Source organism: Bradyrhizobium hereditatis (assembly GCF_020329435.1).
In the GTDB taxonomy this organism is placed as follows: Bacteria; Pseudomonadota; Alphaproteobacteria; order Rhizobiales; family Xanthobacteraceae; genus Bradyrhizobium; species Bradyrhizobium hereditatis.
Genome location: NZ_JAGKJK010000009.1, coordinates 286,294 through 300,935 on the forward strand (window position 1 = coordinate 286,294; position 14,642 = coordinate 300,935).

Annotated in this window: 12 protein-coding genes; 7 read left to right on the forward strand and 5 right to left on the reverse strand. The window is 63.3% G+C overall.

Features of this window, described 5'->3' with window-relative positions; genetic code table 11:
• The first annotated feature begins 1 nt into the window (after position 1).
• Positions 2-1,948 (forward strand): alkyl/aryl-sulfatase, encoded by a 1,947-nt coding sequence (locus tag J6524_RS22490; protein ID WP_225674504.1) that lies wholly within the window; start codon positions 2-4, stop codon positions 1,946-1,948.
• 136 nt (positions 1,949-2,084) lie between these two features.
• Here the strand turns inward: J6524_RS22490 and J6524_RS22495 are convergent, their stop codons facing one another.
• Positions 2,085-3,155, reverse strand: coding sequence for a glycosyltransferase family 4 protein (locus J6524_RS22495; protein WP_225674506.1), 1,071 nt, complete (start codon positions 3,153-3,155; stop codon positions 2,085-2,087).
• Between the two features lie 304 nt (positions 3,156-3,459).
• Between J6524_RS22495 and J6524_RS22500 the strand changes: the two genes are divergently transcribed.
• The 4 genes from J6524_RS22500 (at position 3,460) to J6524_RS22515 (ending at position 9,413) form a co-directional block, all read left to right on the forward strand.
• On the forward strand, positions 3,460-5,223 hold the full coding sequence (locus J6524_RS22500; RefSeq protein WP_225674508.1) for an ABC transporter ATP-binding protein: 1,764 nt from the start codon (positions 3,460-3,462) through the stop codon (positions 5,221-5,223).
• A gap of 67 nt (positions 5,224-5,290) precedes the next feature.
• A complete protein-coding gene (locus J6524_RS22505; RefSeq protein WP_225674511.1) occupies positions 5,291-7,492 on the forward strand; it encodes an amylo-alpha-1,6-glucosidase in 2,202 nt (733 codons plus the stop codon).
• A gap of 42 nt (positions 7,493-7,534) precedes the next feature.
• A complete protein-coding gene (locus J6524_RS22510; RefSeq protein WP_225674512.1) occupies positions 7,535-8,020 on the forward strand; it encodes a PRC-barrel domain-containing protein in 486 nt (161 codons plus the stop codon).
• Between the two features lie 142 nt (positions 8,021-8,162).
• Positions 8,163-9,413, forward strand: coding sequence for an MFS transporter (locus J6524_RS22515; RefSeq protein WP_225674515.1), 1,251 nt, complete (start codon positions 8,163-8,165; stop codon positions 9,411-9,413).
• On the opposite strand, the gene J6524_RS22520 is transcribed toward J6524_RS22515, so the two are convergent.
• The 4 genes from J6524_RS22520 to J6524_RS22535 all read right to left on the reverse strand — a co-directional run bounded on the left by J6524_RS22520 (position 9,364) and on the right by J6524_RS22535 (position 13,271).
• The gene (locus J6524_RS22520) at positions 9,364-10,593 is read right to left on the reverse strand and encodes an MFS transporter (RefSeq protein WP_225674516.1); all 1,230 of its coding nucleotides are present in this window, start codon (positions 10,591-10,593) and stop codon (positions 9,364-9,366) included. The two genes, J6524_RS22515 and J6524_RS22520, sit on opposite strands and share 50 nt — an antisense overlap.
• A gap of 121 nt (positions 10,594-10,714) precedes the next feature.
• On the reverse strand, positions 10,715-11,206 hold the full coding sequence (locus J6524_RS22525; protein ID WP_225674518.1) for a cupin domain-containing protein: 492 nt from the start codon (positions 11,204-11,206) through the stop codon (positions 10,715-10,717).
• A 132-nt stretch (positions 11,207-11,338) separates the two neighbouring features.
• Positions 11,339-12,700, reverse strand: coding sequence for a dihydrolipoyl dehydrogenase family protein (locus J6524_RS22530; protein ID WP_225674519.1), 1,362 nt, complete (start codon positions 12,698-12,700; stop codon positions 11,339-11,341).
• Positions 12,701-12,779: 79 nt separating this feature from the next.
• On the reverse strand, positions 12,780-13,271 hold the full coding sequence (locus J6524_RS22535; protein ID WP_225674521.1) for a DUF302 domain-containing protein: 492 nt from the start codon (positions 13,269-13,271) through the stop codon (positions 12,780-12,782).
• A 242-nt stretch (positions 13,272-13,513) separates the two neighbouring features.
• Here J6524_RS22535 and J6524_RS22540 point away from each other — a divergent pair, with 242 nt between their 5' ends.
• Positions 13,514-13,798, forward strand: coding sequence for a hypothetical protein (locus J6524_RS22540; RefSeq protein ID WP_225674523.1), 285 nt, complete (start codon positions 13,514-13,516; stop codon positions 13,796-13,798).
• A 77-nt stretch (positions 13,799-13,875) separates the two neighbouring features.
• Positions 13,876-14,595, forward strand: a complete 720-nt coding sequence (locus J6524_RS22545) for a peroxiredoxin-like family protein (RefSeq protein WP_225674525.1) — start codon at positions 13,876-13,878, stop codon at positions 14,593-14,595.
• Positions 14,596-14,642 lie beyond the last annotated feature (47 nt).

The following is a 14,642-nucleotide window of genomic DNA, read 5'->3' on the forward strand; positions in this document are numbered from 1 at the left end:
AATGAGCCAACCAGCCACGATCGAAACGGCAAAGGAAACCCCGAAGGAAGCTTCCGCTCCCGTCATCGCGCAGCACGCGGCGACGCTGAAAGCGCTGCCGTTCTCCGACACGCGCGACTTCGAAGACGCGGCGCGCGGCTTCCTCGGCACGGTAGAGAACGCGAAGATCACCTCCCCGCAGGGCCGGGTGGTCTGGAGCCTCGAGCCTTACGGCTTCCTATCGGCGGAAGAGGCGCCGCCGACGGTCGATCCCAGCCTGTGGCGGCAGTCGCGCCTTAACATGCATCATGGCCTGTTCGAGGTGGTGCCCGGCGTCTATCAGGTGCGCGGGCTCGATATCGCCAACATGACGCTGATCGAGGGCGACAGCGGCGTCATCGTGGTGGATACGCTGACCTCGATCGAGGGCGCGCGAGCCGCGATGGAGCTCTATTTCCAGCATCGGGGCAAACGGCCGGTCGCCGCCGTCATCTTTACTCACACCCATACCGACCATTGGGGCGGCGCGCGCGGCGTGCTCGAGGATGCGATGCTCGCCGGTGGCAAGGTGCCGGTCATCGCGCCCAATCTCTTCATGGAGCACGCGGTCTCCGAGAACATCATCGCAGGGCCCGCGATGCTGCGGCGCGCGCAATATCAGTTCGGGCCGTTCCTGGCCAAGGGCGCGCGCGGGCAAGTCGATTGCGGACTGGGCAAAACGATGGCTGCAGGAGCGGTCGCGCTGGTGCGCCCGACCGACCTGATTATCGCAACCGGCGACAGGCGCACCATCGATGGCGTCGAGTTCGAATTCCAGATGGCGCCGAACAGCGAAGCGCCGGCCGAGATGCATTTCTTTGTCGCCCGCTACAAGCTGCTCAATCTCGCGGAAAACTGCACGCATAATTTTCACAATCTGCTGCCGTTCCGCGGCGCTGACGTGCGCGACGCGCTGGCGTGGTCGAAATATCTCGGCGAAGCGTTGCGGATGTGGGGCGGCAAGGCAGACGCGATGTGCGGCCAGCATCATTGGCCGGTTTGGGGCCACGAGCGGATCGACACCATGATCCGCCAGCAGCGCGACCTCTACAAATTCGCGCATGATCAGACTATCCGCCTGATGAATCACGGCCTGACGGCGACCGAAATCGCGGAAGCCATTCGCTTGCCGGCGAGCCTTGAAGGCGCCTGGCATGGCCGCGGCTATTACGGTCACATCAGGCATAATGTGAAGGCGATCTACCAAAAATACCTCGGCTGGTACGACGCCAATCCCGTCAACCTCGATCCCTTGCCGCCGGTGGAATCAGGCAAGAAATATGTCGAGTATATGGGCGGCGCGGACGCGATCCTTGCGCGGGCGCGGGCGGATTTTGCCAAGGGCGAATTTCGGTTCGTCGCACAGGCGGTGAGCCATCTGGTGTTCGCCTATCCTGACAACCAGGCGGCGCGCGCGATGCTCGCCGATACGTTCGAGCAGCTCGGCTATGCCTCGGAGAGCTCGACTTGGCGCAACGCCTACCTGTTCGGCGCGCAGGAGCTGCGGCAGGGCATGCCGAAGACGCCGCCGCGCTCCACAATGCCGCGCGAGACGCTGGCGGCGCTGCGCACCGAACAGCTCTGGGACGTGCTCGGCGTTCGTCTCAACGGTCCCAAGGCCGAAGGCAAGCGCATCGTGCTGAACTGGAATTTCACCGACACCGGTGAGAGCTTCATTCTCAATCTGGAGAACTGCGCGTTGACCTATGTGCCCGGCGCCCAAGCGGCCGACGCCGACGCCGGCTTCACGCTTGCCCGCAGCGTGCTCGACGAGGTGGTCGCAAAGCTGACGACATTTCCCGAAGCGGTCAGTGCCGGCAAGATCAAGGTTAGCGGCGATCCGATGCGGCTTGCCGAACTGATGATGCTGATGGACGAGTTTCCGCGGATGTTCGAGATCGTCGAGCCGAAACGGACGGCGGTGAGTTGAGACATGAGTAGGGTGGGCAAAGGCGCGTAGCGCCGTGCCCACCATCTGTGTCCGGATCCGCTTGAGATGGTGGGCACGCTTCGCTTTGCCCACCCTACCGTCGTCTTGCGACGACATGGGAAGGCCTTCGCGCCACTTACTCCGCGCTGCTGACCAGCTTGATCCGCGGCTCCGCCTGCTCCATCAGGCCGCGATAGGCGGCAAGATAGTCGAGCGCCATGCGGCGCGCGGTGAAGCGGGCTTCGAAGCGCTTACGGATTGCGGACCGATCCAGCGCCGTAAGCCGATCAATCACGCCGACTGCGCTGGTTTCGTCTTCGACTACGAACCCGGTGAGGCCGGCATCGATAATCTCCGGGACCGAACCGCGGTTATAGGCAATAACCGGCGTGCCGCAGGCCATCGCTTCGATCATCACAAGGCCGAACGGCTCCGGCCAGTCGATCGGGACTAGGAGGCCGATCGCGCCGCTGAGGAAATCGGACTTCTCGCGGTCGCCGATTTCGCCGATGAACTCGACCAGCGGATTGGTCTTGATGAGCGGTGAGATCACCTCATCATAATACTCCTGGTCCGCACGATCGACCTTGGCTGCGATCTTGAGCGGAATGCCGCATCGGGTTGCGATCCTGATGGCCCGATCCACACCCTTTTCCGGCGCGATCCGCCCGAGCACGGCGAGATAGGAAGGCTTCACCTGCTGCGGCGTTAGCAGGTCCTCCGGCAATCCGTGGTGGATGGTCCGCACCCAATTGGCTTGCGGTACCGGCCGGCGCTGCGCATTGGAAATCGATATCACCGGAATTTTGGAGAAGGTGTTGAACACGGGCTGGTGCTCGGGCAGGTCGAGCCGGCCGTGCAGCGTGGTCAGGAATGGGGTCGGCTGCCGGTAGAACAGCGAGAATGGATAGTAGTCGAGATGAAAGTGCAGAAAATCGAACTCTTCATCGTCGCATTTCTGCCGCACGCGCTCCAGCATCTCCATGTGCAGTGCGTTAGGATCCCGGACCGAGCCGTCGAGCCGCAACGCTTTTGGCCAACCCGCGTCCAGTTTCGCCGAGGTATGTGAATCGCCGCTGGCGAATAGCGTGACGTCGTGTCCCAACGTTACAAGCTCTTCAGTCAGCCAGTGCACGACCCGCTCGGTGCCGCCGTACAGTTTGGGGGGAACAGCCTCCGTCAGCGGGGCGACCTGCGCGATGCGCATCTTTTCGTCTCCTGTCTGGATTGGTGGTTGAATGAATCCCTCTGCCCACAATCGGCACAAGCGTGCCGAGAACGGGAACGTTCTTGCATCTGCGAAGTTCCAATGTGCTGCACATCTTGCTTCTTCCACACGGCTGTCTTGCTGATGCCATCTGACAGAAACAGATTTACGGCCGTCTCGATGCTGCAGAATTGTTGCGCGTTGATGGCCACGCGCACGGAAATCCGAAACGACATTCTTCACGTCGTCGTGTGCGGCAGGCGTTAGGGATTCTCATTCACTCTCAACAGGTTTGCGGGAACTCATGGACAATCTCTCAGGGTATGTGCGACGGCCGTTTCCATTTGTGCTGCGCTATCTGCGCCGGCGTCGCGCGGCCCACATCGTCATTGTGTCTGCGGTCGTGGCGGCTGTTGCCTGTTCAGTGGGCACGCAATATGGCGTGAAGAATCTGGTCGACAGCCTGACGGCCGGTCCCTCGCACGCGGGCAACGTATGGCTGGCATTCGCTTTTCTCATGTCGCTGATCGCAGCCGATAATCTGCTGTGGCGGGTAGCGAGCTGGATCGCGAGCTTCACCTTCGTTGGTGTCACGGGTGATCTCCGCCGCGACATGTTCCGTCATCTCACGGGACATGCTCCGAGCTACTTCTCGGACCGGCTGCCGGGCATGCTGACCAGCCGTATCACGGCAACGTCCAACGCCGTCTTCACCGTCGAAAACATGTTCGTCTGGAATGTGTTGCCGCCATGCGTTGCGACGGTTTCTGCGATTCTATTGATCGGGACGGTGAGTTTCGCAATGTCCGCAGGCCTGATCGTCATCGCGGCGATCATGCTGATGGCGATGTTCCATCTCGCGGCGGCGGGCAAGCCGCTGCATGATGACTTCGCCGATAAGGCGGCTGCGGTGGACGGCGAGATGGTCGACGTCATCAGCAATCTGCCGCTGGTTCGCGCCTTCTGCGGCCTCAGCTACGAACACGACCGCTTCGACGCCACCGTCGAGCGGGAACTCGATGCCCGCGGGCGCAGCCTGCGCTATCTGGAAAAGCTCCGGCTTCTTCACGCGGTCGTGACCATCGCGCTGACGATAGCGCTGCTCGCATGGGTCATCACGCTCTGGCAGAAGGGCGCAGCGACCACCGGCGACGTCGTGCTGGTCTGTACGCTCGGACTTTCGATCCTGAGCGCAACGCGCGACCTTGCGGTGGCGCTGGTCGATGTGACCCAGCACGTTGCGCGTCTGACCGAGGCGATTGCGACGCTCTTGCTGCCGCACGAACTGAAGGATCATCCAGAGGCCGAGCCGCTGATCCGCAGCGGCGCCGCCGTCGCCTTCAACAACGTCGCGTTCCACTATCCCGGCGGTGCCCAGGTGTTCGAGAAGTTCACCTTGCGCATTCAGCCGGGACAACGGGTCGGGCTGGTCGGCCATTCCGGCGGCGGAAAGTCCACCCTGTTCATGCTGCTGCAGCGGTTCTACGACATCCAGCGCGGCAGCATCACGATCGATGGTCAGGACATTTCGCGGGTGACGCAGGAAAGCCTGCGCGAGGCAATCTCGGTGGTGCCGCAGGACATCTCGCTGTTCCACCGCTCGATCATGGAAAACATCCGCTATGGGCGGCCGAATGCGACCGACGACGAGGTGCTACGCGCGGCGATTGCGGCGCGCTGCGATTTCATCGAGAATCTGCCCGAGGGTATGGCGACCATGGTCGGCGATCGCGGCATCAAGGTATCAGGGGGACAGCGGCAGCGGATCGCCATCGCGCGTGCCTTCCTCAAAGACGCACCTATCCTGTTGCTGGACGAGGCGACCGCCTCGCTCGACAGCGAATCCGAGGAGGCGATCCGCGAGGCATTGTCCCGCCTGATGCGCGGGCGTACCGTAATTGCCATCGCCCATCGTCTCGCCACGTTGCGCAATTTCGACCGCGTGGTAGTGCTGCAGGGCGGACGGATCATTGAGGACGGACCGCCGGATATTCTGGTGCAGGGAAGGGGCCCTTACCGCGAGTTGGTTGCGCGCGAACTGGGCCGGCTCGCCAGCCATGCGGCCTGATCTGCGACAGTAGCGTTTGCGTCCCAATGCGTGCATCACAGCGCTAAGGAAATCGCTTGAGGTCCAAATGACAGCCGAAGTCAGCCAACTCATCACCATCGAGGCGGCCGATCACGTCGTCGGGGAATCGCCGTTCTACATCCCGATGACGGGCCCGGCGACGCGGCAGCGTCGTTCGCTCAAGCATGACGATACCTTCATTGTCTTGGATAGCCATGGCGACATCGGCGCTTCGGCCGGCGGCCCCGATGGCCTGTTCAATTCCGACACGCGCTATCTTGCCCGGCTCGAAATGGTGCTCGATGAGGTCCAGCCGCTGTTGCTCGGCTCCAACCTGCGTGACGACAATTCAGCGCTGACGGTCGACCTCACCAATTCCGATGTGTACCGCAACGGCAGACTGGTGCTGCAGAAGGATACGCTGCACATCGTGCGCTCGATTTTCCTGTGGCGCGGCACGGCGTATCAGCGCATCGCCTTGCAGAATCACGGCGACGGGCCGGCAAGCTTCGACCTGACGCTTCTGTTCGACAATGATTTTGCCGATTTGTTCGAGGTGCGCGGCGAGCGCCGGCCTCGCCGCGGAACCGGCTCGAGCCGCTTGCTCGGTCCCGCCGATGTCGTGCTGGAATATAGCGGGCTCGATGGTCAGGTCCGCATCACCGCACTGCATTTCGAGCCGCGGCCGACGCGGCTCTCTGTCAATTCGGCAACCTATCATTTCGAGCTGGCGCCGAAGGAAGTGGTCGCGCTGGTCGTCGCGGTGTCCTGCAACAAGCCGATCATGCAGAAGCCGGTGCCGTTCTTCCGCGGCCTCTTGGCGCACCGTCGCGAGATGCGGAGCTCGACGCGCGGCTCGGCCAGCATCGAGACGTCGAACGACATCTTCAACGAGGTACTGTGCCAGGCGATGGGCGACCTCAACATGCTCATGACGGAGACGCCGCAGGGGCGATACCCCTACGCCGGCATCCCGTGGTATTCGACCACGTTCGGCCGCGACGGATTGATCACCGCGCTGCAAATGCTGTGGGTCGATCCGCGCATTGCCCAGGGCGTGCTGCGGCGGCTCGCGTTCTTCCAGGCCAAGACCACCGATCCGCTCGCCGACGCCGAGCCCGGCAAGATCCTGCACGAGATGCGCGGCGGCGAGATGGCGGCGCTGCGCGAAGTGCCGTTCGCCCAATATTACGGCAGCGTCGATTCGACCTCGCTGTTCGTTCTGCTGGCCGGTCTCTATGTCGAGCGCACCGGCGACGAGGCCACGCTGGCCGAGCTGTGGCCTTCGATCGAAGCGGCGTTGCAATGGATCGACGGCCCCGGTGATCCCGACAAGGACGGCTTCGTCGAATATCAGCGCGCAACCGAGCAGGGGCTTGCCAACCAGGGCTGGAAGGATTCCCACGACGCGATCTTCCATGCCGATGGACAGCTTGCCGAAGGCTATATCGCGCTGGCCGAGGTTCAGGGATATGTCTTCGCCGGCAAGCGGCTGGCGGCGCGCTGCGCCCGGCGACTGGGATTGATTGATCAGGCCGCGAGGCTTGAATCCGAAGCCCTGCTGCTTGCCGAGCGCTTCGAGGAGGCGTTCTGGTGCGAGGAGCTCGGCACCTACGCGCTCGCGCTCGATGGTGCCAAGCGGCAGTGCAAGGTGCGAAGCTCGAATGCCGGCCAGCTTCTCTTCACCGGTATGATTCGAACCGATCGCGCGCGGCTGGTCGCAGCCGATCTGATGAGCCAGAAATTCTTTTCGGGGTGGGGCATCCGCACGATCGCGCGCGGCGAAGCCCGTTACAACCCGATGTCCTATCACGACGGATCGATCTGGCCGCACGATAATGCGCTGATCGCGCTTGGCTTCGCGCGCTACGGCCTGAAGCACTCGGTGGCGCACCTGTTCAAGGCCCTGTTCGATGCTGCAAGCTACATGGACCTGCGGCGGCTGCCCGAACTGTTCTGCGGCTTCCAGCGCGAAAGGCGGCGCGGACCGGTGCTCTATCCTGTCGCTTGCGCGCCCCAGGCCTGGGCCAGCGCAACGCCCTTCACGCTGCTGGAAGCAGCACTTGGTCTAGAATTCGACGCGGCACGCGGCGAGATCCGCCTTCGCAATCCTCGCTTGCCGGAATTCCTCAGCGAGGTAGTGTTGCGCGACCTGCAGCTTGGGCCTTCCAGCGTCGACTTGAGGGTTCGCCGTCACGGCGATGAAGTGTCGCTCGAGGTGGTGCGAACGCGCGGCCAGATTCAGGTGTCGATCGTATTGACGCATTAGGAGTCGTGCGTGGCTCTCGCGTCCAAATTTAAGGAGGGCCGCATGCGCGCCCGGTTTCTCACCTTGTTTCTAACCGCCGCGCTTGCCGGCGGCCCGGCGGCTTCAGCGGCGGAAGACACCGGCGCGACGCAAGGTAGCCGCACCGCGCCGCAGGATGCCGCAAAGGAGCCTCCGCCTCCGCCCTCGGTCACGGTCATCGGCGCCAGGGATGCTCACGGCATCCTGGGCCGCGAGGTCCGCAGCGCGGCGAACGAGGACATGGGGCGCGTCGTCGATGTGATCGTCGATCGTGAGGGCACCGTCCGTGCCGCGGTGATCGACTTCGGCGGCTTTCTCGGCGTCGGCAGCCGCAAGATCGTCGTCGACTGGAGCGCGCTGCGCTTCGGCCGCGTGGCCAACAAGCGCGACAGCATCACGCTCGAATTAACCAAGGCTCAGGTGGCCGCGGCGCCTGAATACAAGGAGGACGCGCCGGTGATCGTTCTCGGTGCGGCCGGCCGCTTGCAGCCGTGGGATTTCGATCACTAGCTGGATCCGAAAGGTGGGCACCGGTTTTCCGAGAAAGATCATGCTCGAATAAAGGAGAAGCAGCCTGGTCGCGCGCTCGTCCCAATCGTTCGACCGGATTGACGACGATCGCCGTGGGCGATCCGCCGGTGGAGGTGATGTTGTGCCGCTGCCGCCCACGGCGGGCACAAGGCCGAAGCCGTCGCGCGAAAGCCAGCGTGGTCTCGACTGGTTCATCTTCTTTCTCGCCGACGTGCAGACCGGCTTCGGCCCGTTCATTGCGGTCTATCTGACGACGCAGAAATGGACGCAGGTCGAGATCGGCTTTGTGCTGTCGATCGGCGGCATCATCGGCCTGCTCGGGCAGATGCCGGGCGGCGCGATCGTCGATGCCGCGCGCTCGGAGCGGCTGGTGGCGGGGCTGGCCGTTGCCACCATCGGCTGCTGCGCGTTGGCTTATGCATTGTGGCCGATCTTTCCGGTGGTGACGGCGGCGGCGACGCTGCATGCGCTGGCGAGCTGCGTGCTGGGGCCAGCGATTGCGGCGATCAGCCTGGGCCTGGTCGGACCATACGCGATCGGGGAGCGGCTCGGGCGCAATGCCCGATTCGCATCGCTCGGCAACGGCTCGGCGGCGGCGCTTATGGGTGCCGTTGGTTACCTGTTGTCGAACCAGTCAGTATTTATCGTGACCTTTCTTCTGGCAATCCCCACATTGCTGGCGCTTTCCCGGATTCGCGCGCAGGAAATCGACGTTGCGCAATCGCACGGCGCCATCGTGCGCGAGGTTCCTGACAAGGAAGCTACGAGCGTTTTCCATCTTCTAAGGCAGCGGCCACTCCTGATCTTCGCCGGCGGCGTACTGCTGTTTCAACTCGCCAATGCCGCGATGCTGCCGCTGATGGCGGGCGTGGTCACGACCCGGTCGAGCCAGTGGGCGCCGGTGCTGATCGCGGCCTGTATCATCGTGCCGCAAGCCATTGTGGCCTTGACCTCGCCCTCGGTCGGCCGCAAGGCGCAGGCCTGGGGCCGACGGCCGCTGCTGCTGCTGGCGTTCGGCGCATTGGCGATCCGCGGCCTTTTGTTTGCGGTGGTCAGGGATCCCTATCTCCTGGTCGTCGTGCAGGTGTTCGACGGCATTACCGCGGCCGTGCTCAGCGTGATGGTGCCGCTGATCGTGGCCGACGTCGCCTTCGGAAGCGGCCACTTCAATCTGGCGCAAGGCGTCGTCGGCACGGCGACCGGCATCGGTGCGTCGCTCAGCCCGGTGCTGGCGGGCTATGTCAGCGACACCTTCGGCAGCAGCGTCGCTTTCGTCGGGCTGGCCGGGGTCGCATCTCTCGGCTTGACGGTGATCTGGCTGTTCATGCCGGAGACGAGGCGGATCGAGGATCAAGCGCGAGACGCGCGGTGAGTAGCGCCGCGACGGAAAGCGCTGCGCCAACGCCCGCAACGCAGGCGGTCCATCCGAAGCGATCGAACAACTGGCCGAGCACAGCGCTGCCGGCAAGCCCGCCGAGGAAATAGCAGGCGAGGTAGATTCCGCTGGCGATGCCGCGGTTGTCGCTGGCGGCCTGTCCGACAAAGCCGGTGGCGCAGGCCTGTGCGAAGAAGGTGCCGATGCCGACCAGCACCATTCCGGCCAGCACCTCGGCGAGACGAGAAGACAGCATTAGCGGCAGGCCCAGGGCGGCGAGCGATAGCGCGCCCCAGATTGCCGGCCGCGTGCCGAAGCGTGCCACGGCCCGGCCGGCAAATAGCGTGGTGACCACGGAAGGTGCGAAAACAAAATAGACGAAGCCGAGCTCCATCCGCCCGAGCGAGAGCGGCGGGCGCACCAGCACGAAATTGACGAACGTGAAGGTACCGATGAAGGCGAACAGGATGCAGAAGCCGATGGCGAAGGCTGACCGCAGCGCCGGGTTGCGCCAATGCCCGACGGTCGCTACGAGCGGTGTTTGCGCCTCGGGCATAGCATGCATCGGCTTGGCCCGGTGGACGGTGAAATACACCAGCACGGCGCCGGCGAGATTGAGCAGCGCAAAGAAATAGAAGTTCGAAGCCAGCCCGAACGTGTCGACCACCGCAGCCGAGACCAGGCGGCCGATCAGATTGCTCGCAACGTTGCCGGTGATATAGGCCGCGAATGCGCTGCCTGCATCCATCTGGCTGCACTGTTCGCCGAGATAGGCCAGCGTCAACGCAAACGCCGACGCCATGCAGAGGCCCTGCGCAATGCGAAGCAGCGTGAATGCCGTGAGATCCGGCGCGATCGCCAGCAAGGTGGTGGGAATCGCCAGCAGGATCAGGCTGACGAGAATGCCGAGCCTGCGATCGATGTGCGGGCTCAGAAAACCGACGATGAGGCCGGCGATCGCCATGCCGATGGTGCAGGCATTGACCGCGAACCCTATGGCGGCCGGGGTAACGTTGTAATGCCGGGTCAGCGAAGGAAGGATCGCCTGCGTCGCGAAAAGATCGACCACCGTCAGGAACGCCGTGAGGCCGATGACGAGGGATCGCAGCACGACGCCCGGCGAGTGACCCTGCATATCCGTCGCTTCGGATTTCGTCGGCGCGGAGATGTCGGTCATGACGCTTCTCCCTGTCATCCCGGAGAAAGAAGGATGTGACGCCTGGGCGTGTGGGGCGACACGGGGACTCCCAGGTCGTCACATCCGGCAACGAGACGTCGGTGGCGCTCGTCACAGCTCCTTACATGTTGTGATCGTGTGGATCCTTACGAACATCGCCGACATAGAGAATGACGGTCTCCTTGCCGAGATTCTTCCACCAGTGCGAGGTGCCGGCGACTTCCGGCCTGATCTCGCCGGCCTTGTGCACGATCGGCTCCGAACAGTTGCTGGCATATTCGACAATCTCGCCTTGCTGGACGTAGATCAGTGCGGGACGATCGTCATGGCTGTGCCAGGGCACGATGCCGCCGGGCTCGATCGTCAGCTTGCGGAAGCGCAGCTCGCGCTCCCTGATGTTTGCCGGCTGTTTTTCGAGGTTGATCGAGCCGAGGGTGACGTCGGTGACGCCGACCGCCTTGTGGTCGACCATCGGGCGGACATTCGGCTGCATCTTCCCGGCCGGGCATTCGCCGGCTACGGCGCCAGTGCTTGTCGCAAGCGAGCCTGCGGCAAGCGCGGCTAGCGCGAGGCCGTGCCGGATGGTGCGCGACGTAACGATGGATTTGGACATGACGTGGTCTCCTCTGTTGCTGTCTGTCTCGGCCCCGATTTGCTTGGCCGGCTACATCGCCACCATCATCGAAATCGTGCACGAGAGGAAATGCCGGCTAGCTCTTGAATCGATAGCGTCGCGCTATGCGAGCTAGCCGTGGCCGAGCATGTGCTTGAGGTCGGAGGAGAATGTCGGATAGGCGTAGACATTGCCGCGGATCTGGCTTGCGGTAATGCCAAACCGCATCGCAAGTCCGAAGATGTTGATCAACTCCTGCCCGGAGTGCCCGACGAAATGAGCGCCAAGAATGCGATCGGTCGATTGCTCCACGATCACCTTCGACCACGCCACGGTTTCGGCATAGGTCTTCGACGTGAACCAACCGAGCATGTCGTTGGTGTGAACGCTGACGGAAAGTCCCTTTTGCCGGGCAGCGGCTTCCGTCAGACCGACCGAAGCGAGCGGCGGCACGGTGTAGACGGATGTCGCCATGCTGGCATAGTCGGGACCATGTTTTGGGCCTTCGACAATGTTGCGGCCGACGATGTCGCCCTCATAGGTCGCGATCGGTGATAGTTGCGGCGAACTCGGCACTGCGTCGCCGCAGACGTAGACGTTCGGATTGGAATCCGATCGCAGGTGCCGATCGATCGCGATGCGGCCATTGCTGTGCTCGACCTGGCCCGCGGCGAGATCAAGCGTATCGACATTGGCAACGCGGCCGGCGCCGTTGACGACACGGTCGGCCTCAGCCGTCTGTTCGGCGTCGTGGTGATCGAAGACGACGCGCAGGCGGCTGTTCGTCCGCTCAATGCGTTTGACGTTGACCGCGGTCCGGACCCGGATGCCAATGCGTTCGCTCTCAACCTGCAGGCTCGCGACGGCGTCGGCATCCATCGCGGGCAGCAGTTGCGGCAGGGCTTCGAGGATCAAGACCTCAGCGCCGGCGCGGGCGTAGACATGACCGAATTCCAGCGCGATCACGCCTCCGCCAACGAAGATCACGGACCGCGGCAGTTCGCGTTCGCTCAGCATTTCGTCCGAAGTGATCATGAACTCGGCCCCGGGAATCGGCAGCGGCCGCGGCTTGGACCCGGTCGCAATCACGATATGTCCGGCGTGGAGCTCGCGATCGCCCGCACGGATGGTGTCGGGGCCGATGAATGCGCCATGGCCCTTGATGATTTCGACCTGGCGCTTGGCCATCGCGCGGGCGAGGGCGGCGGGGATATCCTTGATCATGTCCTTCTCGCGGCCGATCAACGCGGCCCAGTCGAGCTTCGGCTTGCCGATGGCGATGCGATGGATCGATGCGCGTTCGATCTCGTGCAGCGCGTGACCCGCGGCGACCAAGATCTTCTTCGGCGTGCACCCGCGGTTCGGGCAGGTGCCGCCGAGAAGATCCGCCTCGATCATCGCGACCGACATTCCGGCGCGCCGCACGGGTCCTGTCACGCCGATACCCGCGTTGCCGCCGCCTAAAATGACCACATCAAATTTCTCAGGTGCCATCGAACCAACCCCTCTATTCGCCTGTGCGATCAGGCCGGGCGTGAGGCGGCCTGATGACGTCAGGTGCTTCGGCTGCGCGTTACCTCTTCGTGATGGTCGAACTGATCGAACTCACCACCTTTGTGGCTATTTCGAATTGCGCGCCACGATCCCTGATGTTGTGACGTCTGGCGATCCATCCGAAATCGGTCCAGATAGCCCAGACCTCGCCATTGTCGTCCTGCGTGAGCAGCAGCCGGACCGGCCAGTCGAGCCCGGCATTCGGGTTCGAGGTGATGAACTGCGTCCCGAGCGGTGGATTGCCGAATACCAGCAGCGTCGAGGGACGCAGCTTGATGCCGGCGTCGGCCGCAAGCTTGGCCTGGTCGATCTCCATGAAGAACTTGATGCCCTTCGCGGCGATGTCGGCCTTGATGCGGGTGATGGCCTCTGCCATCGGCACCGCGCTCTTGACGCGGACGATGCCGTCGTCGCCGTCGGCGCGTGCGGCGGAGACGGCGGAAAGGATCAGCAAGGCCAGCAGCAGCGAGGCGCCGAAATTCGCAAGGCGGTTCGTCGAATGACCTGTCATCGGAAATCTCCTGTCGATGGGTGCATGCCTCCGCATGCCTTCGAGGACAGGATGAAGGTCCGGCCGGCCAAGATGAAATGCGGATTCGCTCTGAAGTCGATAGCAGCGGGCTATCGGCGCCTCTCAATACGTCGCAGCTATCGAACCGATTGTGCATCGGCATTTCTCATTCGGCTCGCGCGACCCTCTGATAGGGCAGCGTCCGGTTGGCGGGCGTCACCATCCACATAAAGGAATTCCCCATGAAGACCGTTTCCAAGACCCTGATCGCCGCTGCGGCGTTTGCCGTTGTCGCTACCACCGCCTTCTCGCAAGGCGCCTGGGAATTCAAATCCGGCATGGCCTACGTCTATGGCGGCCCCGGGAAGATGTCGGCGATGGCAATGGCAGCGACACCCAAGAACCACGACGCGATGATGAAGAACGCCAGGAAGGTGCCTGACAACACAGTATTCTTCATGGACAAGGGCCAGCTCTATTCGGCCTCGGGCATGCTCGACCCGACCGGTAATTTCTACATTCCCTGATCAAGCACGCTGCAACGCCCGGCCGCCCTTGCGGAGCGGCCCGGGCCGGAAATAATATGGAAATGCCGGAGCAAGCCATGACGACAATGCTATCGCCAGCCAATGCCGAACGCCTCAAGGAGGCCTTCCTGCGCTGCCGCGACATGGAAGGTTCCTTGCGCGAGCAACTCGAGGCCTACGCCGCGGCGGGGAGGGAGTTCTTTCCGGCCTATGGCGAGGCGGTCGACCGGCTGGTGGCGCGGCTCAATGAGAATGGCGGCGGCGAGAATGCGCCGCGGCCGGGCGAAGTGATGCCGCCGTTCGTATTGCCGGATGAGACCGGCCGGCTGATCAGCCTGACATCACTGATCGAGCAGGGTCCGGTCGCGGTGATGTTCTATCGTGGCCATTGGTGCCCTTACTGCCGGCTGAATGTGCGGGCGGTGATTCAGGCGCAGGACCGCATCAAGGCGCTGGGCGCGCAGACGGTCGCGATCATGCCGGAGATGCAGGCCTATGCCGAACAATTCAAATCCGAGGCCAACGCGCCGTTTCCCGTGCTGACCGATCTCGACAACGGATACGCGCTGTCGCTCAATCTTGCGATCTGGCTCGGCAGCGAAATCCAAGAGCTGCTGTCATACCAGGACATGGCGGGCTTTCACGGCAATGACGGCTGGGTGCTGCCGATCCCGGCGACTTTCGTGGTCGGCCGTGACGGACGGGTGAAGGCACGCTTCGTCGATCCCGACTTTCGCAAGCGCATGGAGATCGACGACCTGATTACTGTGCTAAAAAGCGCGAGCGACGAGCGCTAGCCAGAATCCCCTTGCTCAACACGAGTGCTGTGGCAGGTTCCCGCGTT

Bases quoted from the DNA above. Each gene is read 5' to 3' on its own strand.
- J6524_RS22540 (WP_225674523.1), top strand. From the start codon at position 13,514: ATGAAGACCGTTTCCAAGACCCTGATCGCCGCTGCGGCGTTTGCCGTT.
- J6524_RS22525 (WP_225674518.1), bottom strand. From the start codon at position 11,206: ATGTCCAAATCCATCGTTACGTCGCGCACCATCCGGCACGGCCTCGCG.
- J6524_RS22495 (WP_225674506.1), bottom strand. From the start codon at position 3,155: ATGCGCATCGCGCAGGTCGCCCCGCTGACGGAGGCTGTTCCCCCCAAA.
- J6524_RS22520 (WP_225674516.1), bottom strand. From the start codon at position 10,593: ATGACCGACATCTCCGCGCCGACGAAATCCGAAGCGACGGATATGCAG.
- J6524_RS22510 (WP_225674512.1), top strand. From the start codon at position 7,535: ATGCGCGCCCGGTTTCTCACCTTGTTTCTAACCGCCGCGCTTGCCGGC.
- J6524_RS22505 (WP_225674511.1), top strand. From the start codon at position 5,291: ATGACAGCCGAAGTCAGCCAACTCATCACCATCGAGGCGGCCGATCAC.
- J6524_RS22530 (WP_225674519.1), bottom strand. From the start codon at position 12,700: ATGGCACCTGAGAAATTTGATGTGGTCATTTTAGGCGGCGGCAACGCG.
- J6524_RS22535 (WP_225674521.1), bottom strand. From the start codon at position 13,271: ATGACAGGTCATTCGACGAACCGCCTTGCGAATTTCGGCGCCTCGCTG.
- J6524_RS22490 (WP_225674504.1), top strand. From the start codon at position 2: ATGAGCCAACCAGCCACGATCGAAACGGCAAAGGAAACCCCGAAGGAA.
- J6524_RS22500 (WP_225674508.1), top strand. From the start codon at position 3,460: ATGGACAATCTCTCAGGGTATGTGCGACGGCCGTTTCCATTTGTGCTG.
- J6524_RS22545 (WP_225674525.1), top strand. From the start codon at position 13,876: ATGACGACAATGCTATCGCCAGCCAATGCCGAACGCCTCAAGGAGGCC.